This window comes from Ruminococcus sp. YRD2003 (genome assembly GCA_900109435.1).
Classification (GTDB): domain Bacteria; phylum Bacillota; class Clostridia; order Oscillospirales; family Ruminococcaceae; genus Ruminococcus; species Ruminococcus flavefaciens_G.
This window is the reverse complement of sequence record FNZT01000003.1, coordinates 543,149-563,173: the sequence shown is the minus strand read 5'-3', so window position 1 is coordinate 563,173 and position 20,025 is coordinate 543,149. Positions and strand designations below refer to the sequence as shown.

At 52.7% G+C, this 20,025-nt stretch carries 17 protein-coding genes; 15 read left to right on the top strand and 2 right to left on the bottom strand.

Annotation, left to right across the window (positions count from 1 at the left end):
* Positions 1-60 precede the first annotated feature (60 nt).
* The 3 genes from BMX22_RS02590 (at position 61) to BMX22_RS02580 (ending at position 1,967) form a co-directional block, all read left to right on the top strand.
* Complete coding sequence (locus BMX22_RS02590; protein WP_074740368.1) at positions 61-768, top strand: AzlC family ABC transporter permease; 708 nt, start codon at positions 61-63, stop codon at positions 766-768.
* Entirely contained in the window at positions 765-1,064 is a 300-nt protein-coding gene (locus BMX22_RS02585) for an AzlD domain-containing protein (RefSeq protein ID WP_074740367.1), read from the top strand. The genes BMX22_RS02590 and BMX22_RS02585 overlap by 4 nt, the downstream gene beginning before the upstream one ends.
* A gap of 123 nt (positions 1,065-1,187) precedes the next feature.
* The gene (locus BMX22_RS02580) at positions 1,188-1,967 is read left to right on the top strand and encodes a hypothetical protein (RefSeq protein ID WP_074740366.1); all 780 of its coding nucleotides are present in this window, start codon (positions 1,188-1,190) and stop codon (positions 1,965-1,967) included.
* A gap of 457 nt (positions 1,968-2,424) precedes the next feature.
* Here the strand turns inward: BMX22_RS02580 and BMX22_RS02575 are convergent, their stop codons facing one another.
* On the bottom strand, positions 2,425-4,155 hold the full coding sequence (locus tag BMX22_RS02575) for a SulP family inorganic anion transporter (RefSeq protein ID WP_074740365.1): 1,731 nt from the start codon (positions 4,153-4,155) through the stop codon (positions 2,425-2,427).
* Positions 4,156-4,467: 312 nt separating this feature from the next.
* Here BMX22_RS02575 and BMX22_RS02570 point away from each other — a divergent pair, with 312 nt between their 5' ends.
* The 7 genes from BMX22_RS02570 (at position 4,468) to BMX22_RS02540 (ending at position 12,047) form a co-directional block, all read left to right on the top strand.
* On the top strand, positions 4,468-6,558 hold the full coding sequence (locus tag BMX22_RS02570) for a glutamine synthetase III (protein WP_081349027.1): 2,091 nt from the start codon (positions 4,468-4,470) through the stop codon (positions 6,556-6,558).
* 57 nt (positions 6,559-6,615) lie between these two features.
* Positions 6,616-7,029 (top strand): FHA domain-containing protein, encoded by a 414-nt coding sequence (locus tag BMX22_RS02565; RefSeq protein WP_074740363.1) that lies wholly within the window; start codon positions 6,616-6,618, stop codon positions 7,027-7,029.
* Positions 7,026-8,420 (top strand): FtsW/RodA/SpoVE family cell cycle protein, encoded by a 1,395-nt coding sequence (locus BMX22_RS02560; protein WP_074740362.1) that lies wholly within the window; start codon positions 7,026-7,028, stop codon positions 8,418-8,420. The genes BMX22_RS02565 and BMX22_RS02560 overlap by 4 nt, the downstream gene beginning before the upstream one ends.
* Before the next feature lie 10 nt (positions 8,421-8,430).
* A complete protein-coding gene (locus BMX22_RS02555) occupies positions 8,431-9,786 on the top strand; it encodes a penicillin-binding transpeptidase domain-containing protein (RefSeq protein WP_074740361.1) in 1,356 nt (451 codons plus the stop codon).
* A gap of 148 nt (positions 9,787-9,934) precedes the next feature.
* Positions 9,935-10,462: a ribosome hibernation-promoting factor, HPF/YfiA family gene (gene hpf / locus BMX22_RS02550; protein ID WP_074740360.1), complete on the top strand. Its 528-nt coding sequence runs from the start codon at positions 9,935-9,937 to the stop codon at positions 10,460-10,462.
* Between the two features lie 61 nt (positions 10,463-10,523).
* Positions 10,524-11,195 (top strand): lactate utilization protein, encoded by a 672-nt coding sequence (locus BMX22_RS02545; RefSeq protein ID WP_074740359.1) that lies wholly within the window; start codon positions 10,524-10,526, stop codon positions 11,193-11,195.
* 48 nt (positions 11,196-11,243) lie between these two features.
* Positions 11,244-12,047 (top strand): putative ABC transporter permease, encoded by an 804-nt coding sequence (locus BMX22_RS02540; RefSeq protein ID WP_074740358.1) that lies wholly within the window; start codon positions 11,244-11,246, stop codon positions 12,045-12,047.
* Positions 12,048-12,090: 43 nt separating this feature from the next.
* Here the strand turns inward: BMX22_RS02540 and BMX22_RS02535 are convergent, their stop codons facing one another.
* Complete coding sequence (locus BMX22_RS02535) at positions 12,091-12,999, bottom strand: hypothetical protein (protein WP_074740357.1); 909 nt, start codon at positions 12,997-12,999, stop codon at positions 12,091-12,093.
* A 174-nt stretch (positions 13,000-13,173) separates the two neighbouring features.
* On the opposite strand from BMX22_RS02535, the gene BMX22_RS02530 reads away from it, so the two are divergent.
* The 5 genes from BMX22_RS02530 to BMX22_RS02510 all read left to right on the top strand — a co-directional run bounded on the left by BMX22_RS02530 (position 13,174) and on the right by BMX22_RS02510 (position 19,851).
* Entirely contained in the window at positions 13,174-14,655 is a 1,482-nt protein-coding gene (locus BMX22_RS02530; protein ID WP_074740356.1) for a TerB N-terminal domain-containing protein, read from the top strand.
* Between the two features lie 12 nt (positions 14,656-14,667).
* The gene (locus BMX22_RS02525) at positions 14,668-15,993 is read left to right on the top strand and encodes an ATP-binding protein (RefSeq protein ID WP_074740355.1); all 1,326 of its coding nucleotides are present in this window, start codon (positions 14,668-14,670) and stop codon (positions 15,991-15,993) included.
* A gap of 9 nt (positions 15,994-16,002) precedes the next feature.
* Positions 16,003-18,240 carry a DEAD/DEAH box helicase gene (locus BMX22_RS02520; RefSeq protein ID WP_074740354.1) on the top strand — a complete coding sequence of 746 codons (2,238 nt, stop codon included), beginning with the start codon at positions 16,003-16,005 and terminating at the stop codon, positions 18,238-18,240.
* 65 nt (positions 18,241-18,305) lie between these two features.
* Complete coding sequence (locus BMX22_RS02515) at positions 18,306-19,451, top strand: leucine-rich repeat protein (RefSeq protein WP_074740353.1); 1,146 nt, start codon at positions 18,306-18,308, stop codon at positions 19,449-19,451.
* 148 nt (positions 19,452-19,599) lie between these two features.
* Positions 19,600-19,851 carry a heavy-metal-associated domain-containing protein gene (locus BMX22_RS02510; protein ID WP_074740352.1) on the top strand — a complete coding sequence of 84 codons (252 nt, stop codon included), beginning with the start codon at positions 19,600-19,602 and terminating at the stop codon, positions 19,849-19,851.
* The last annotated feature ends 174 nt before the right edge of the window (positions 19,852-20,025 follow it).

Sequence of the window (20,025 nt, the reverse complement as noted above, 5' to 3'; positions counted from 1 at the left end):
TGCAATTTCTTCGGAGTTGTGGTATACTTAATCTACTTGTTCTATGAAAGGAAAGTTACTTTGAAATCAAATTTTTTGCGCGGTATGCGTGACGGCATACCGATAGCACTGGGGTATCTCTCTGTTTCGTTCGGATTCGGGATCCTGTCTGTGCAGAGCGGACTGAGCGTATTACAGGCGTCAGCGATATCAGCCTCCAACCTCACTTCTGCGGGACAGATAGCGGGCGTGGGAGTCATCGCCGCGGGAGGCACGCTCCTTGAGATGATACTGGTCCAGCTCGTGATAAACATTCGCTATTCGCTCATGGCTTTGTCGCTGTCGCAGAAGCTCGACAAGAGCTTCACCACGCCGCACCGCCTGCTCGCCTCATACGGCATAACCGACGAGATTTTCGCGGTCTGCTCGGCACAGAAGGGTGTTATCGTTCCCGCTTATATGTACGGAATGATACTCATTTCGATGGCTGGCTGGGTGCTCGGGACTTTTCTCGGCGCGTCGGCGGGAGAGGTACTGCCCGATGAGGTCTCCTCGGCTATGGGGATAGTCCTTTACGGTATGTTTCTCGCGATAATCATACCTCCGTCGCGCAGAAAGAAGAGCGTGCTGTTCGTGACGGTGACAGCGGCGCTTCTGAGCGTGCTCTTCAGGTATGTCCTGACGATGATATCGGGCGGATTCGCTGTCATCATCTGCGCGATAGCCGCCGCAGGGCTCGGTGCTCTGTTATTCCCCGTAACAGAGGAAGAAGAGGAGGCGGAAGAATGACAGTCGCAGTATATGTATTCGTCATGGCGGCGGTGACCTACGTCATACGCATGGTTCCGTTCACATTTTTCAGGAAGAAGATAAAGTCGCGGTTTGTGCGGAGCTTCCTGAAATACATACCCTATGCCGTCCTGAGCTCAATGACTATCCCTGCCATTTTCACGAGCACGGGCAATGTCGTCACTTCGGCAGTCGGTACAGTAGTTGCGGTGCTGCTTGCGTTTTTCGACCTTCCGCTGATTGTGGTGGCACTTGCGGCGTCGCTTGCGGCTTTTCTCACAGGTATGGTAGTCTGAGCTGAGGTATCTCAATGAAAAAACGCACCGAAGCGACGAGCGGGAGCTCTTGGCGCTATCGACACAATCGGCAGAATGAGGGACGAAATCAGTGGAAATATGCTGTTCGGTAAGGAGGAGCGTATGGGAAAAATGTTTAGTCACGAGGATTTCGAGAAGCTTCGTGCAGATGCCGAGCGCGAGCGTGAGGCGGAAAAGGCTGCCGAAACGCCGATGAGACGGTGGGTAGTTTGTGCTATGCTGATATCGTTCGGAGCAGGTGTGCTCGGTGCTGTCATCGCCTCGATCTTTGGCGCGGAAATGCTCGCGGGAGCGTTTGCGGTGCAGGTGTTTGCAGTGTTCGGGCTCGGCTTCTTCATCGGGTGCTTCGAGAAGAATATCGGCAGCAGGATAAAGGGCTTTGCTTTCCCGCTGTTTATGGCGGTAGGAGCGTGTGCTTTCCTCGCGGGATGCGGAGCGTATCTGCTCGTGCGAGGCGAGGTCATTAGCGAGAGTCTGTACCGTTCCGTAAAGGGGGCGCTCGCAGGCAGTGCGTTCATCATCGGCGGAGCGTTGCAGGTGCTCCCCACGGCGTACTATCGCATTCTGCTGAAGGTGAAATGTACCGAGCCCGTCAGCGCGTGCTGTTTGGAGCTTGTCACCGTGAAGCTCGGAGAGATCAACGACAGACCCGTTTACGGCTCTGCGCCGCTCTGGCAGTATTACTATGACGGCGCTGAATACACCATTACAGACAACGTATACAAGTCAAAAGGCGAGATGCCGACGGTCGGAGAGATGGACGAGATACTAATCGACCCCGACAAGCCCGAGCGGCTGCTCTCACGCTACTGTATACCGAGATTCGGCTTTAAACCGATATTTGCAGCTCTGCTTATTACTGTGGGTATATGGATACAATGAAAAAGCTCTCCGAGGGGAGCTCCCTCGGACAGTTTCGTGGGCTACCGAATACGTAACGCAGGATTACGGCTCGGTAGCCCACTTTTTCCGTTAAGGGAAGCGAATAAGGGCTGTACCTATACGGAAGCAATACGGAGTATTTATTGAGGGAAACCCTTTTGAAAAAGGGTTCTCCCTCAAACTCCCTTCCTAAAACTTTCAATTTAAATTTTGCCCCTATGGGGTACTCTCATTGAAAAGAAAGACTTACTCTTTTCATATCAGGAGAGTACCCCATAGGGGCAAAATTTGGACTAAAAGTCTTTGGAAAGGGGCTCGGGGGAGAACCTTTCTTCAGAAAGGTTTCCCCCGATATATGTCCCGTAATACTTCCGTATAGGTACAGCCCTGATCGGTGAGACGCCGAAGTTAGTCACGGAGAACAGAGGGTGTATCAATATGTATCTATTCTATCTTGTCACGCGTGACGCAGGTCGCGCTCGATCTCCTCGGCGCGGAGGAGAGCTGTGTCAATATGCGAGCAGAAGTTCTTCTTTCCGACGAGGTTTACAAGCCCTGCTTTCTCCATAGCCTTCATAGGCTGCTCATTGACGTGCGAGAACACGACTTTGACGTTATGGCGCTCGCAGCGCTTAACGATACGATACAGAGCTTCAACGCCCGTCGCGTCGACAGCAGGAACGTTGCGCATACGAATGCAGAGCACGTCGATGTTCTTGTCGTCGAGCATATACTTGTACTTGTCAGCCGCTGCGAAAAACATAGGACCGTTTATCTCGTAAACGCGGGTGCCGTCGGGGATCTTCTTCAGGAGGATATTATCGGGGTCAGTCTCTTCATCGTCTATGTCTATCCATGCATGAGCCTCGGTTACGTCTGCCATACGCTTCATGAAGAGAAGTGCGGCGAGAACAAGACCGATGCCGATCGCAACAACAAGGTCAAAAACGACGGTGAGTATCAGCGTCACGAAGAGGACGATGATATCGCTCTTCGGAGCTGTCTTTATCGTATTGCGGATATTCCTCCAGCCGCACATATTGTACGCTACAACGAAGAGTATTGCGGCGATAGTTGGCATGGGGATGAGCGAAGCGAGCGGTATGAGCAGTACCAGTATCACGAGCAGCACTACGGAGTGTACCATGCCCGAAACAGGTGTGCGGCCCCCGTTCTTGACGTTGGCGGCAGTACGTGCGATAGCTCCCGTAGCGGGGATGCCTCCGAACAGTGCAGAGCCGATGTTGGCGATACCCTGAGCGATGAGCTCCATATTTGAGCGGTGCTTCGAGCCGATCATACCGTCCGCGACAACACACGAGAGCAGCGATTCCACTGCTGCGAGGACCGCGATCGTGAACGCATTCGGCAGCAGAGCCTTCACCCTTGCAAACGAAACGTCGGGCAGAGTAAGGCTCGGGAGCGAGGAGGAGAGGTCGTAGTTCATCGTGCCGATAGTGTTGACGTGCATACCTGAGAATTTGACGATGAGCGAGCATACGATGACCGCGATGAGCGAAGCGGGGATCTTCTCCAGCTTCTTTGGCCAGAAGATCAGGATAGCGAGTGATATGAGTCCGATGACGAGCGCCTGCCAGTTGAGCGAGCCGATATTAAGGCAGATAGCCTTGATCTTGTCGACAGTCTCGATGGGAGACTCATCAAGTGTAAAGCTGAAACCGAGTATCTTCATGCTCTTGCCAAGTTCAAAGTTCAGACCGAGGAAATCCTTTATCTGACCGACGAGGATAGTGACTGCGATTCCGAAGGTGAATCCGCTCGTTATCGTACTCGGGATGTATTTGAGCAGTGCTCCGAAACGGCAGAGACCCATTATAACGAGGATGATACCCGCGATAATAGTGGAGATGATAAGTCCGTCCATGCCTTCGGTGGCGACGATGCCAGCCACTATTGTGGCGAATGCGGCAGTAGGACCTGCTATCTGCACGCGGCTGCCTCCGAGGAAAGCGACGATGAATCCCGCAACAATGGCGGTATACAGACCCTGCTGAGGACCTACTCCCGATGCGAGGGCGAGCGCGATTGAGAGCGGCAGAGCGATTATCGCCACGATTATACCCGCTATGACGTCCTTGACGAACTGTGAGAGCGTGTAGTTTTTGAGAACCGAAAACAGCTTCGGTTTGAGTTTTTCTTCGGTCGGCTTGACTGCTGTTTTTTGCATACTGATACCCCTTTACGAAATAGTTAAGAAATCACGAACTTCTAAATTATACTACTAAGAAATGCGGATTTCAAGGGGTTTTTCAGAATAATGGAAAATTTGTCGGAATAGATAAATAATTTGCGTCGGTTGAAGAAAAATGATATGAAATGTCCCGATTTTACGTCATATAAAAATAATAGGGAAGTTTCTTTAAGCTCCTGTTGCATTTTATTGAGAGATGTGATATAATATAAGAATCAATGGAGAATTCAGAAACTGCTGCCGTATGATTTATTTTTGCAGCAGCTCTGCTAACTGGAGGAAATGTTTATGAGCAGTATTCCCGAGATATTCGGATGCAATGTATTCAACGAGACCGTAATGAAAAACAAGCTCCCGAAAAATATCTACAAGAATCTCAGAAGGACAATGGAGAAGGGCGAGCCGCTCGACACAGAGACAGCTGATGTGGTAGCAAACGCTATCAAAGACTGGGCACTCGAGCACGGAGCTACCCACTATACACACTGGTTCCAGCCTATGACGGGCTCCACCGCCGAAAAGCACGACTCATTCATCAGTCCAGGACCAAACGGTACTGCTCTTATGGAGTTCTCGGGCAAGGCACTGATCAAGGGCGAGCCTGACGCGTCGTCTTTCCCGTCGGGAGGTCTGCGCCAGACCAGCTCAGCCCGCGGATATACGGCATGGGATCCTACTTCTTACTGCTTTGTCAAGGAGGGGAGCCTCTATATCCCGACAGTTTTCGTATCCTATACAGGTGAGACTCTTGATAAGAAGACACCCCTCCTCCGCTCAATGGACGCCCTCAGCAAGACCGCTGTCCGCTTCCTGAAGCTGTTCGGCAATGAGAACGTTACCCGCGTGACCTCGACAGTCGGCGCCGAGCAGGAATATTTCCTCATAGATAAGAACAAATTCGACCGCCGTGAAGACCTTGTCCTCACCGGACGCACACTTTTCGGTGCCAAGCCTCCGAAGGGACAGGATCTTGATGACCAGTATTTCGCGAATCTCAAGCCGAGGATAGCCGCATATATGGCAGAGCTCGACGAGGAACTCTGGAAGCTCGGCATCTACTCCAAGACCAAGCACAACGAGGTGGCTCCCGCACAGCACGAGATGGCGCCGATATTCACCACGTCCAACCTCGGCACTGACCAGAACGAGCTTGCAATGGAGATAATGGAGAAGGTCGCTCTCCGCCACGGACTCGTATGCCTCCTGCATGAGAAGCCGTTCGAGGGCGTCAATGGCTCGGGTAAGCACAACAACTGGTCTATGTCCACCAATGACGGACAGAATCTCCTCGACCCAGGCGACACCCCTATGGAAAACCTCCAGTTCCTGACTATACTCTGCGCTCTTATCAAAGGCGTTGACGAATATGCCGACCTGATGAGACTTTCAGCCGCTTCCGCAGGCAACGACCACCGCCTCGGCGCGGACGAGGCTCCGCCCGCTATCATATCAATGTTCCTCGGTGAGGAGCTCGACGCGGTACTGAAGGCTATCGAGGAGGACGGTGTCTACAAGACGAAGGCAAAAGCCTTTGAGATAGGCGTTAACGCGCTCCCGTCGTTCCCGAAGGATTCGACGGACAGAAACCGCACATCGCCCTTCGCTTTCACGGGAAACCGCTTCGAGTTCAGAATGGTCGGCTCATCCGACAACATCGCGTGTCCGAACACTCTGCTCAATACTATCGTATCCGAGGAGCTCGACCAGTTCACCGAGATCCTCGAGCCGCACAAGAATTCCGAGCATTTTGAGGACGAGGTCAAGAAGCTTCTGAAGGACGTTCTCAAGAAACACCGCCGTATCATCTTCAACGGCGATGGCTACTCGCCTGAGTGGGTCAAGGAAGCCGAGAGAAGAGGACTTCCCAATTACCCGTCCACCGTCGACTGTATGCCGCACTATACAGACGAGAAGAATCTCCGTATACTGCGTAAATTCGGCATTTATAACCGTGAGGAGCTCACAGCCCGCACTGAGATACACCTCGAGAAGTACTCCAAGACGAGACGCATCGAAGCACGTACAATGGTCGAAATGGCAAGGAAACAGCTCCTGCCCGCCTCACTTGAGTACCTTGACAAGCTCTGCACAGCTATCGCGTGCAAGAAGTCGGTAGGTATCGTATCGAAGGCAGAAGAGCAGATCGCCGCTAAGCTCAACGACCTCTGCGACAGCTTCTACGACTCGATAGAGCGTCTTGAGAAGCAGGTCGCTGCCGCGTGCGAGATAAAGGAAGTTCAGAAGCAGGCGGAGTTCTACCACGACTATGTGCTCGCTGAAATGGATATCATGCGCAGCATTGCCGATGAGATAGAGCTGAATATGCCGCTCAGCTACTGGCCTATCCCGACCTACTCCGAGATAATCTACAACGTATAAAGCTATCCGCTGTCCGTATCGGGCAGCGGTTTTCGCAATAAACAGGAAGGAAACAGAATGGATACAGCAAAACTGATAATGTGCGCGGTATCTGCCGCAGCACTGGACATATGCGCGCTCGTGCTGATGATAACGGCGTACCGCGAGAAGAGCTCGGGGAGAAAGCGCTGGCGGAAGATATCCGCGGATATGGAGCTCGCCGACCGCGACCGCGGCTACCCGCTGGAGTGCGACGAGATACTGATAGGACGCCACGAAAACGCCGATATACGGATACATGATATGTCGGTGTCACGATATCACGCTATTCTCAACGTCGCCGACGGCAAGTGGACTATCACGGACATAGGCTCGAAGTCGGGCGTGTACGTGAACGGCGTACACGTCGAGCAGAAGCGTCTCCGCGAGAACGACGTCATCACAGTCGGAGAGCGCCGCCTCATTTTCAGGAAGAGGAGGGACAGACATTGAGTAACCCCCTCGCTTACGTTTTTTCGTGTATATTCGTGCTCCTCGCGCACGGAGCTATGCTTTTCAGCGTCTTTTACAACGGCAGCTATGACGACGTCAACGCCGTAATCGTGCTCATGGCGGCAGTCATCGGGCTCGATGCCGTATACTTCATAATACTGCCGTTCTTCAAGCAGCAGACCTATGCGGTCGACTTCATGCTCATACTGATATTGAATATGGGCTTGATCTTCCAGTCCTGCTTCGGCGGTGTGGAATTCCGCTTCAAGCACTTCATCACGATGATCGCTGCACTCATCGCGTGCAGGATAGGATATTTCGCCTGCCGTGACCACCGCTGGATAGAGGACAAGCGCAAGTTCATATGGATAGGCATCGGCATACTTATGGGTGTTATCCTCCTTTTCACGGGCAGCCGAAGTATGTGGATATCGCTCGGTGAGTCGACCTCTGTACAGCCGTCTGAGTTCATAAAGCCCCTGCTTGTGCTCGCGTGCGCGACATCCGTCACCGAGCAGCAGAAGAAGCACAAGCTCCTTTGCTTCAACGTCGTATATGAGAACCTGATACTCTTCGGTATCGTCGCTGGGGTATGCCTGTTCCAGTGGTGGTGCCGCGACCTCGGAAGCATCCCGACTTTCGGTGCGATATACGTTTCGGGCTTTCTGCTCAGGATATGCTATCCCAAGGGCAAGTACTCGAAAAAGCCGATAATCATAGCAGTAGCTGCACTCGCGGTGCTTGCCGTCATAGGTATCATCGTAGCTCCGCCTTATGTCCGCGACCGCCTTTTTGTTGACGTATGGAACGACAAGAACGGTCACGGATACCAGCAGGCGCAGGCTCTCATCGGCATTGCCGACGGCGGCTGGTTCGGCAAGCGACCCGGGCACGGCTTCCTGCACAATGTGTTCGCCTACAACAGCGATATTGTCTTCGCCACCATCAGCGAGGAGTGGGGACTGCTTTTCTCGGTAATGTCGGTATTTGTGCTGCTGATGATAATGGCAATACCGCTTGTGAACCCGCCGCGCTCGTACTACCACGGCTCGATGTGCGCTGGCATAGCAGCGGCATTCTCAGTGCAGATGGCGCTCAACATATTTGGCTCATGCAATATGATCCCTTTTACCGGAGTAACGCTGCCGTTCATATCAATGGGCGGAACGTCAATGGTCGTCAGCGGACTTATGGCGGGAATGCTCGTTGCTGCGCAGTCGCCTGCCTTCAAGGCTCCTAAGAAAAAGAAGCAGGAGCAGAAAAAGCCGCAGCCCGTCCCGAGCCAGCAGATGCAGCCCGTACCTCCGCAGCAGCCTCAGCTGCTTCCTCCGCGGCAGGATGTACCTCAGCAGCCGCCTGTCAGCTACACGCTGACGGACAGAAGAAAGTGAGGGATGAGCAATGAAAAGTATCAAGAGATGCCAGCATATTATCACGCTCTTCCTGAGCATATTCCTTGTGGGGATGGTAGTGCTCGTCATAAAGATCAACCGCGAGGCGTCATTTTATATGATGAATTCGGATGACCACCGTCTCGGCATGGTCTACGACAGGCGCGGCGACGTGCTGTTTGACGGCTCGGGAAGGGGACAGTACCCCGACGGCTACTTCACAGACGTCGGCAACCTCATCGGCGACGACAAGGGACAAATGGATAATACTCTTGTAGCACGGAACATCGACTGTCTCAACAACTACAGCTTTTCGTCGGGACTTGTGGAAAAGGGCGGCAAAGCTGCGATATACACGACCCTCGACCACGATGCCAACCGTGCGGTCTATAACGCCTATATGGGTGCAAAGGGCTGTGCGTGCGCATACAACTACAAAACAGGTGAGCTGCTCGTCTGCACGAGCCTGCCGTCGCTCGATGTTACGCGCGGTTACGCCGACATTGACAGCATGGAATCAGGTACGCTGATGTCTAAGGTGATGTATGGGACGGTCCCAGGCTCGACGCAGAAGGTCTCAACGGTGATATCCGCTCTCGAAATTATGGGCAGGGAGCGTCTTTTCTCCAAGACATACAGCTGCACGGGCTCATTCGTGAACGCAGAGGGCAAGAATATCGACTGCCACCAGTCGTGGGGACACGGCGACCAGAATATCCAGCAGGCGATCGAGAACAGCTGCAACCCGTTCTTCGCACAGCTGATACAGGACTCCGATATGCCGCTTGACCGCATAAAGTCGCAGTATGAGAAGCTCGGCTACGCGATAAACGGCGAGGATATGAGATACTTCGATATCGACGGCATACAGTGTGAGCGCGCTTCCACGACGCTCACAGACACAGGCGACTTCATCACCCAGTGGGGCTGTATAGGACAGGGTGACACGCTCGTGAGCCCGATGCAGCTGATGATGTGGCAGAGCGCCATAGCCAATTCCACCGGTAAAATGACCATGCCGTACATTATCTCCAAGGTCACGGATGTGGACGGCAAAGTCAAAAAGGAAGCGGATACCGAATACAGCAAGCAGCTCTTCACGCCGTCGACCGCATCAACCGTCAGACAGATGCTCAAGACAAACGGTGCGAACAACTACGGCTGGCAGGTACCTGGATACGATATCGGAATCAAGAGCGGCACTGCGCAGGTCAAAGAAGGTGCAGAGGAGAATGCACTGCTCGTGGGCTTTGTGGACGACGAATCTCACCCGATAGCCTTCTGCGTTGTGCTGGAGAATAAGTACAGCACACCCGTATCAGCGGAGCAGATACTGACGACAATGCTCAATGCGCTGTACTCGTAATTTGTTAAATCTTACAAAAATGAACCCTTTAGCTGTACAACTTTAACAAAATTAACAAAATTCACTTGTAAACTCGATATTTTTATGGTATAATATAACCATAAAATAAAGTTCTCATAAGAGAGCTTATCAAGGAGGCCATCACTCTATGAAAACAACCATAACAGCTAAGAAAATGCAGATTCCACAGAACTTCACAGAACACGCCGAAACAAGGATAGCACAGAGACTCGGAAAATTCTTCGGAGATGAGGCAGACGCAAAGATCGTAATGTCAGAGATAAAGAACAAGATAGTTCTTGAGCTTACAGTGAAATACAACAGTATGATCTACCGCGCCGAGCGTTCTGCCGAGGATAAGGCAGTCGCTCTTGACGACGCGATTGACAAGATAATCCGTCAGATACGCAAGAACAAGACGAGGGTCGAAAAGAAGCTGAAGGATACAGCCTTCAAGGAGGCTTTCACCGAGCCCGTAGAGGAGATAACCGACTACGAGATAATCAAGGACAAGAAGTTCAAGCTCCGTCCGATGAATGTAGAGGAGGCTATCCTCCAGATGAACCTGCTGAGCCACGAGTTCTTCATGTTCCTGAATGCGGACACAGGTGTTATCAACGTCGTATACAAGCGTGACGACGGCAACTACGCTCTTCTTGAGCCTGACAACGATTAACAAGTAATATCAAAAATGCGGAGCCATATGGCTCCGCATAGTTTTGAGCAGGAGAGTAACCATGAATGATAATAAGAAAAAGATAATAGAAAAACGTATAAACAAGGTTGGAGAGAATCTGAAAAAGAACAATATGGAGTTCTACTATGTACCTACAGCAGCCGATGTCTGTCCGCTTGTAGAGAAGCTTATGCCCGAGGGCTGCACCGTTACCCACGGCGGCAGCGAGTCGATGAAGGAGTGCGGGATACCTTCGGTTCTCAATTCGGGCAGATACAACTATATCGACCGCTCGAAGGCGACTACTCCCGAGGAGATCAAGGCGGTCTACAGGGCAGCTTTTTCCGCTGACGTCTACATCACGAGCACCAATGCTGTCACCGAGGACGGTGTGCTCTATAATGTCGATGGAAACAGCAACCGCATAGCTGCTATTGCTTACGGACCTGATTCCGTCATCGTTATCGCAGGATACAACAAAATAGTCCGTGATCTCACTGAGGCTGAGGTTCGCGTAAAGAACGAAGCAGCTCCTCCGAACTGCCTGCGCCTTGATTGTGATACTCCCTGTGCAAAGACGGGCGAGTGCATATCGCTGAAGAAGTCTGACCACCGAATCAGCGACGGCTGCGGCGGCGACGGACGCATCTGCTGCAACTATCTCATATCCGCACAGCAGCGTCACAAGGGACGCATCAAGGTCATAATCGTAGGCGAAGAGCTGGGCTTCTAAGGGGGAGTAATTATCGTTTACTCAGTTTACCAGCTGCTGTGGTTCTTCGTGATATATGCGTTTCTAGGTTGGTGTCTTGAGGTGACGTATCAGGCTGTCGAACACGGCACGTTCATCAACCGCGGCTTTCTTGGCGGACCTTACTGTCCGATATACGGCGTGGGAGTGATAATCGTCACTCTCGCTCTCTATCCGCTTCGAGAAACGGTGATACTGTTGTACATCGGCTCGGTTGTGCTGACCTCTTCGCTGGAGCTTGTTACGGGCTACGTCCTCGAGAAGATATTCCACCAGCACTGGTGGGACTACTCCAATGAAAGATTCAACGTAAAGGGCTACATCTGCATGAAATTCTCGCTCCTGTGGGGAGTGGCGTGCCTTGTCACGGTACGTCTCATACATCCCACGATAGAGAGGCTTGTCGACCTCATACCGTTCACCGCAGGGATCGTCGTGATGGCGGTGATATACGTCGGCTTCACGAGCGACCTCGTCATCACGGTAATGGGGATCATGCACATCAAGCGGCGTTTGCGCCTGCTGGAGAATATATCTCTGGAAATGCGCAAGATATCGGACAAAACGGGCAGGAAGCTTTTCGTTGGTGTTGATGCGATACACGACAAGAGCGGCGACATCAACGATAAGACGGTACAGCTTCGCAAACGCGCAGAGGAGCTTCGCGCGAAGTATAAGGAACTCGCCTCACAGCGCAGCCGTGTCGGCAGACGACTGGAGCACGCCTTCCCAAAGCTGAAGATAGCTAATCCGAAGCCGCTGAAAGTTCAGTTTGAAGCGATAAAGTCGAAGCTGCCGAAGAAGGCAGGCAAGAAGGACACCAAGACCGAATAAACGAAAATGACGTCAAAGCCGCACGGCTTGACGTCCTTTTCGTTTACTCGCTCAGGTCTTGGATTATGGCGTCAAATGCAGCGAAGTCCTTATCGTAGGTCTCCTGCATTTTTTCCTTTTTTGAGTATATGAGCTCCTGCGGCTTGCGTATAGCGATGAACCAGTCGCTGCTGATGTCTGACTTGTCCACGCCGACCTTTTCAGCGAAATCGGTATCCGCGAGCATGAACTTGTACTTGTCAACGTGCGGATTATCTGGGTACAGCTCCGACAGGTCAACGAGTGTATCTTCGAGATTGATAACGCCGCCGAGATTTTTGTTGCCGATGATGATGACTGAATCCGAATTCTGCAATTCGGCGGTGAGTTTCTGCGGCACGCTGTTGATGAAGTCCTCCTTTTCTACGCCTGTGTAGGGGATATAGTACAATGAGGCGAACTGTTTACCGTTATTATTATTGTCAGGAGTGAAACGCGAGAGGTAGTCTTCGAGCTCCGATTGTTCGCCGAGCTCCTGATTCATGCCTATCATCAGGACTATCATATCAGGACGCGGCTTTGAAGCAAGGTCATACACGAGCAGCCCCCCTATGAACACGAGCACACAAGCGATACCGAGCCACCACTTGTTGAGGTACAGGAAGCTGCTGAATCTTTGCAGCAGTGACCGCTTGACCTCTTCGGGCTCCTCCTCTTGAACGGTCTCGCTCTCGTCTATCACACCTGATTTCAGTTTGAGCAGCTCAAGACGCTCCTGCTCGAGACGCCTGTCGTGTTCTTCGGCAGCTTTTTTTCGGCGCTCCATGTATTTCCGCTGTGCCTCTTCGCGTTTGAGGCGGGCTTCTTCGTCAGCTTTCTCCTGCATCTCCTTCGAGGTCTGGAAGACGCTTTTTGAGATGTGGAGCTTATCGTCCTCGCGGGCGGCGGAGCTGTTTTTATCCTTATCCTTCATAGTACCTCCGTACAAGTACAAAGGCGGACTTCGGTCCGCCTGTATCTTCATTTATCAACAAAGCAATTATACAACAAATGCCCGATTTTGTCAAGGATTTTTCCCGCACGGCTTGCTATTATCTGTATAATGTGGTATAATAAAGGGTAACGATACTGAAAAGGAGGCGTGAAAATGTCGGACGTGAAAGACATACTTGATTCTGTGCTGCATGATGAAAAGCTGCTTGGGAGCCGTGCCTTCCGCGATAAGGTCTACACCGACCAACCGATAATCAAACGCGCCTCACAGATAAAAACTCCCGAAACACCGCAGAAGATAAAGGACATGAAAGCACTCGCCTATACACCAGAGGCTTACTGGAAGACGTCGGCTTGGCTGTTTTATACTCAGGGCAGGTTCATGGAGGACTACACCGACGTTTACGAATACACGGCTGATTTCGTGAAGTACTATCCGACCTACCGCGACCTCGATAACGAGCAGCTCCGAGGGTATTTCTCATGGAGGTCGCGTCTGCGGAGAGGGGAGTATCCGTCCGCGCCGATACCCTTCGTGTACATACGTGCCTATGAGCTTATAAACGCAATAGGAACCGAGGCTCCTAAAGAGCGCTTGGAGCTGCTGAAGCGGCTGACAGCCGAATACGGAGAGACCGATGCGGAGCTTAAAAAGCTGCTCAGGCGCTGGACAGTCGACTTGTGTGTATATGAGCAGCTCGACCCGCAGCTTATCGCCGATGTGCCCGATATCATGTTCGACAGGGCGCTGTTGAAGCTTCTGAACTGGCAGGAGAGCTCCGACGAAGAGCTGTTCCGTGCGCTGGATCATCTCTCGGGCTACCCGTTTGAGCAGTCGCGCTACTACATCGCAAACGCATCGGAGTTCAGAGCTGCGGCTGTTCGGGTATTCCGCAGTATGTCTGACTTCTTCCGCGATCACAGAAAGAAACCGCTCTGCGAGAACTTCTTCGGACACCCTACAGAAATGACCTGCCGCCTTTTTGAGTCTGCGGTATTCTACGAGAGGAACGCTCCGCGTACATTCGACTTCGAGCTCTCGCCGATACACACCTACACTTGCCGCAGCGGGATTTGGCGGTGCTATCGCTACTACGGGAGCAGAATGCGCAATCAGAAGCTTGGCGAGCTTATGAAGATGATCGACTATCTCATGCGCGAACGAAGCGAATTCCGCTACAAGCTCCGACCTGCGGAGGTGTCAAAGACGGCAGCCGATCTGATAAAGCGCGAGCTTGACTCAATGGACGAGGAAAAGCGCCGTGAAAAGGCAATGAGGATAGAGATAGACCTCTCAAAGCTTGCGGGGATAAGAGCCGCAGCGGACGTCACCCGCGACAAGCTCATAGTTGAGGAGGAGACAGAGATCAGCGCACCCGAGACGATATCCGAGCCCGAGCCCGAATCGTTGTCGGGCTCACCGCTCAACGGTGCAGAGAGGTGCTTCCTGCGAGCGCTTCTTGAAGGCGGAGACTGGTCAGCAGCAGCGAAGGAGTTCGGCAGTATGCCGTCTCTGCTTGCTGACAGCATAAACGACAAGCTGTTCGATGCTTTTGCAGACACTGTCATAGACTGCTCATCGGATATTCCCGAAGTCATTGAAGACTACGCCGACGAGCTCGGAAATTACGTATAAGGGGGGCATATCATGCCTGATAATAACAGACCCGCGGTACCGAAGCGCATTGCCTCCGCGGTCATAAATTCGCTCAAAGGCGGCGTTGTTCCGCGCATAGGACTGCCGTACATCACAGTCGGCAGAGAGGTCGAGATAGACGCTCTTCTGCACGATGTGGACATCATCGCTGACGGCGGAGCCTCGTTCCGCTTCATAGTCGGCAAGTACGGAAGCGGCAAGAGCTTCCTCCTGCAAACGATACGTGCTCATGTCATGGACAGGGGCTTCGTCGTAGTCGACGCCGACCTCTCGCCCGAGCGCAGATTACAGGGCACAAAGGGGCAGGGACTTGCCACGTACAAGGAGCTCATACGCAATATGTCGACGAAAACTCGTCCCGACGGCGGAGCTCTCACGCTCATACTCGACCGCTGGATAAGCTCGGTGCAGAGCGAGACTGCGGCGGATACAGGTCTTGCGACCGATTCTACAGAGTTCTCGAAGGCGGTGGAAAAGAAGATATACGAGGTCATTTCCGCGCTGAACGAGATGGTACACGGATTTGATTTCGCGAAACTGCTGACGATATACTACCGCTCCTATGCGGCGGGCGACGATGAAAGCAAGGCGAAGGTCGTGAAGTGGTTCCGCGGCGAGTACAACACCAAGACTGAGGCGAAGAACGACCTCGGCGTGAACATCATCATCACGGACGACGACTGGTACGAGTACATCAAGCTGTTCGCAGCTTTCCTGACGAGAGCGGGCTACGGCGGTCTGCTTGTACTGATAGACGAGCTCGTCAACATCTACAAGATTCCGAACGCGATAACCCGCCAGTACAACTACGAGAAGATTCTCACGATGTACAACGACACTCTTCAGGGCAAGGCGAAGCACCTCGGCATAATCATGGGCGGGACTCCGCAGTGCATCGAGGATACACGCCGCGGTGTATACAGCTATGAGGCGCTGCGTTCGCGTCTCGCGGAGGGCAGATTCGGCAGAGAGGGCGTGAAGGATATGCTTGCGCCTGTTATTCATCTCACGCCGCTGACCTATGAGGAGATGCTTGTGCTGACAGAGAAGCTCGCCGATATCCATGCGGGACTTTTCGGCTACGAGCGCGTCATAACACAGGAGGACATGGTCGCATTCATCAAGCTCGAATTCGGGCGTATCGGTGCAGGCAGCCACATCACTCCGAGAGAGGTAATACGTGATTTCATCGAGCTCCTCGACATCGTTTATCAGAACCCGCACATCAACATCAGTGAGTTCATCATGTCCGAGAATATGCCGTCATCGACCTCACGGGAGAGCACGGAGGACGAGTTTGCGGAGTTTGAGATATAAGGGGGAGCTATGGACGTATTTGACCGTTATGCGCCGTTTGTACAGGACTTTATCTACCGAAACAACTGGCAGTCTCTCCGCGCGATACAGGCAGCCGCGGGGGAGGCGATATTCAACACTGACGAGAATGTGCTGCTTTCCGCCTCGACCGCCTCTGGCAAGACCGAAGCTGCCTTTTTCCCCATACTTACGCTTTTTTCGGAGGATATGCCACGCTCGGTGGGAGCGCTGTACATCGGACCTCTCAAGGCACTGATAAACGACCAGTTCACACGCCTGACCGAGCTCTGCGAGGAGGCTGATATCCCCGTATGGCACTGGCACGGCGATGCGGCGCAGTCACACAAGGCGAAGATGCTGAAACATCCTTCGGGCATATTGCAGATAACGCCCGAATCCCTCGAAGCCATGCTGCTTCGCAAGCACGCGCTGATACCAAAGCTTTTCGGCGATTTGCGCTTCGTCGTCATCGACGAGGTACACTCCCTCATGCGCGGAGACCGCGGAGGTCAGACCCTCTGCCTTATCGAGAGGCTGTCGAAGCTCGCGGGAGTCAAGCCGCGCAGGATAGGACTATCCGCGACGATAGGCGACCTCGAAGCAACGGGCGAATTTCTCTCGTCGGGAACTGACCGCGGCACCGTTATCCCGCGGATAGAGGCGAAGGGGACGAAATGGCGGCTCTCGATGGAGCATTTCTACATCTCGCAGCAGAATCAGCCTGAGAGCAGCACAGACGTCGCGGCTCTGCCTGTGCTCGACGAAAAGACGGACTCCGCACCCGAGCACGCCGATGCGGGTATGGGGTACATCTTTGAGCATACGCGTGGCAAAAAGTGCCTTGTATTCGTCAATTCGCGCGAGGAGTGCGAGGCTGTCACGACGACTCTCCGCTCCTACTGCGAAGCAAATCACGAGCCCGACCGCTTCCTGATACACCACGGCAACCTCTCCGCTGCCTACCGCGAGACCGCCGAGGCTGCCATGAAGGACGACGACGTCTTTATGACAACGTGTACCACCGCGACCCTTGAACTCGGTATCGACATCGGCAGGCTCGAGCGTGCTTTTCAGGTGGACGCGCCGTTCACAGTATCGTCGTTCCTGCAAAGAATGGGACGAACGGGCAGGCGCGACCTTCCGCCTGAAATGTGGTTCGTCATACGCGAGGAGCTCCCAGAGCCGCGTTCGATGCTCCCCGAGACTGTGCCGTGGAAGCTTTTGCAGGGGATAGCGCTCGTGCAGGTCTATGTCGAGGAGCGCTGGGTTGAGCCGCCAAAGCTCGACAGACTGCCGTTTTCTCTGCTCTACCACCAGACCATGAGCACCCTTGCCTCGAACGGTGAGCTCACCCCCGCACAGCTCGCCTCGCGGGTGCTGTCACTGAAATATTTCCACCGAATATCGCAGGACGACTTCCGTGTGCTGCTCCGACACCTGCTTGAAACGGAGCATATCCAGCGCACCGAAGAGGGCGGGCTCATAGTCGGGCTCGCGGGCGAGCGCGTGATAAACAGTTTCAAGTTCTATGCGGTATTTCAGGAGAACGAGGAGTACACCGTCCGCTGGGATTCGCAGGAGCTCGGTACAGTCGTAAGTCCTCCGCCCGTGGGTGAAAAGCTCGCGATAGCGGGACACGTATGGCTCGTCGAGGAGATAGACCACAAGCGCAGGCTCGTTTACTGCGAGAAGATCAAGGGCAAAGTTCCCGCGTATTTCGGCGACTGCCCCGGCGACATCAACACGAAGATACTGCTGCGTATGCGGCAGGTGCTTCGCGAGGACAGGAGCTACCCCTACCTGATGAAGAATGCTGTGCTTCGCCTCGAACAGGGGAGGCTGTCCGCACGCAATTCGGGCATGACAGAGACTCCGCTCATCTGCCTCGGCGGCAATATGTGGGCGCTTTTCCCGTGGCTGGGAACGTACGCTTTCTTCGCTATGGAGCGCTTTCTGAAGCTCCGCTGTGCCGACAGGCTCGGACTGCGCGGCATGGACTCCGCTCGCCCGTACTATATCCAGTTCACGATGAAGGTGCAGCCCGAGGAGTTCTTCCGTGTGCTCGCCGAGGAGGCACAGGTCGAGTTCGACCCGCTCTCACTCGTCTATCCGAACGAGGTGCCGATGTTCGAGAAGTACGACCAATATGTTCTGCCCGAGCTCGTGAGAAAGGGCTTTGCGTACGGTATTCTTGATATCGCGGGAATGAAAGAGCGTATCCGCGAGTGGGCTGAGGATACCTTATGATAAGGTATTGCTTTTTTGAGAGATCAATGGTATAATTGTCGTATAAAACCTGAGGAGGTATTAAGATGAAAATGAGAAAAATTATGGCAGCGGTACTTGCTTTAGGTATCGTGTGCGGAGCAAACGCTGCTGTGGCGTCATATCTGCCGAGCGGCTGTATTACGGCGAATGCAGGGGATTACGAGGAAGTTGTTGTTGACGGCTCGAAATTTGCGCTGTATGAAGACCATGCTGAGCTTATGGATATTCCCGACAACTTCAAGGGCACTTATTCTATTCCCGAAACTGTAAACGGATTGTCTGTAACGTTTACATGGGCGCTCGCTTTCACAAATCAGCCCGGGCTTACATCTATCTATGTGCCTGCTTCGGTTACAGATCTGTATAACAGCGGAACATTTTACGGTACGGATAACCTCGAAGAATTCATTGTTGACGAGAACAACACGGTATATTGTGCGGTCGGCGGCGTATTGTACAGTAAGGATATGAAAACTATCTGTGCTCTGCCTACTGCCGATCTTCCTGCTGAGTATGTCGTTCCCGACAATGTAGAAATAATCGGAAGCGATGTTTTCCTCCGCTACCCCTTCGAGAGCGTTATCATGCCTGATTCTGTCGTTGAGATCGGCTTTCTCTCCTTTATGAAAATGCCGAATCTTAAAAATGTAAAGATGTCGAGATCTCTCGAAAGTATCGGGGCTTTTGCTTTTTCAGAAAACAATTCTCTTGAAAGTGTGGATATCCCTGCTTCAGTAACGGATATAAGCAGGTGTGCGTTTGAGAAATGCACTTCGCTGACTTCTGTAACGATCAATAATCCCGAATGCGATATATACGACGACGAAACTACCCTCGGTGTTAAGGAGACTACAGTCATACACGGGTATTCGGGCTCAACAGCTCAGGAGTATGCCGAGAATTACGGATTCGCATTTGAAGCGATAGACGAAGCTCCTGCAAAAATATCTTTCGGCGACCCCACGGGCGACGGCAAAATTGACGCCAAGGATTCTTCTTTCGTGCTCGTCGAGTACGCGAAGCTCTCTACGGGAGACGAATCTGCGCTTTCCGAAGATGTGAAGAGCGCGGCTGACGTGAATAAGGACAGCAAGATCGACTCCAAGGATGCCTCTGCGATATTGTCCTATTACGCTTACGTTTCCACGGGCGGCACGGACTCTATCCAAGAATTTCTCAAAACAGAATAAAGGGCTGTCGGGGACGCCTGCTCTGTAGGAACGGCGTCCTCGACCTCCCGTAGATACATTGCCTGATCGCGGGCAGGTGATATCTGCCCATACACAGTCTTGACAAAAAAGCAGATCTGTTATACAATAATAACAGGAGGTGCATAGCATGGTAAAAACTACGCTTAAAATAGAAGGTATGATGTGCGGACACTGCGAGGCGCACGTCAACGACACGGTTCGCAACGGCTTCGACGTGAAAAAGGTCACTTCCTCGCACAAGAAGGGGACTTCGGAGATAATCTCCGACCAGCCTCTCGACGCAGAAAAGCTCAAGGCGGCTATCGAGGCGGACGGCTATAAGGTGCTCTCGGCGGAGTCGGAGCCTTACGAGAAAAAGGGCTTTTCGCTCTTTAAGTAATCGGATAACGATGTAGGGGCGAGTTCCGCTCGCCCGCAGGTTTTGAGATAAGCTCGCGGGCGCACGGAATGCGCCCCTACAAATAGTTTCGGTTAGTTAAAACATAAATATAACTTGTTTACTGTTGCATTGTCTGTTAAATTGTGGTATAATATCATACGCAAAATATTTTTC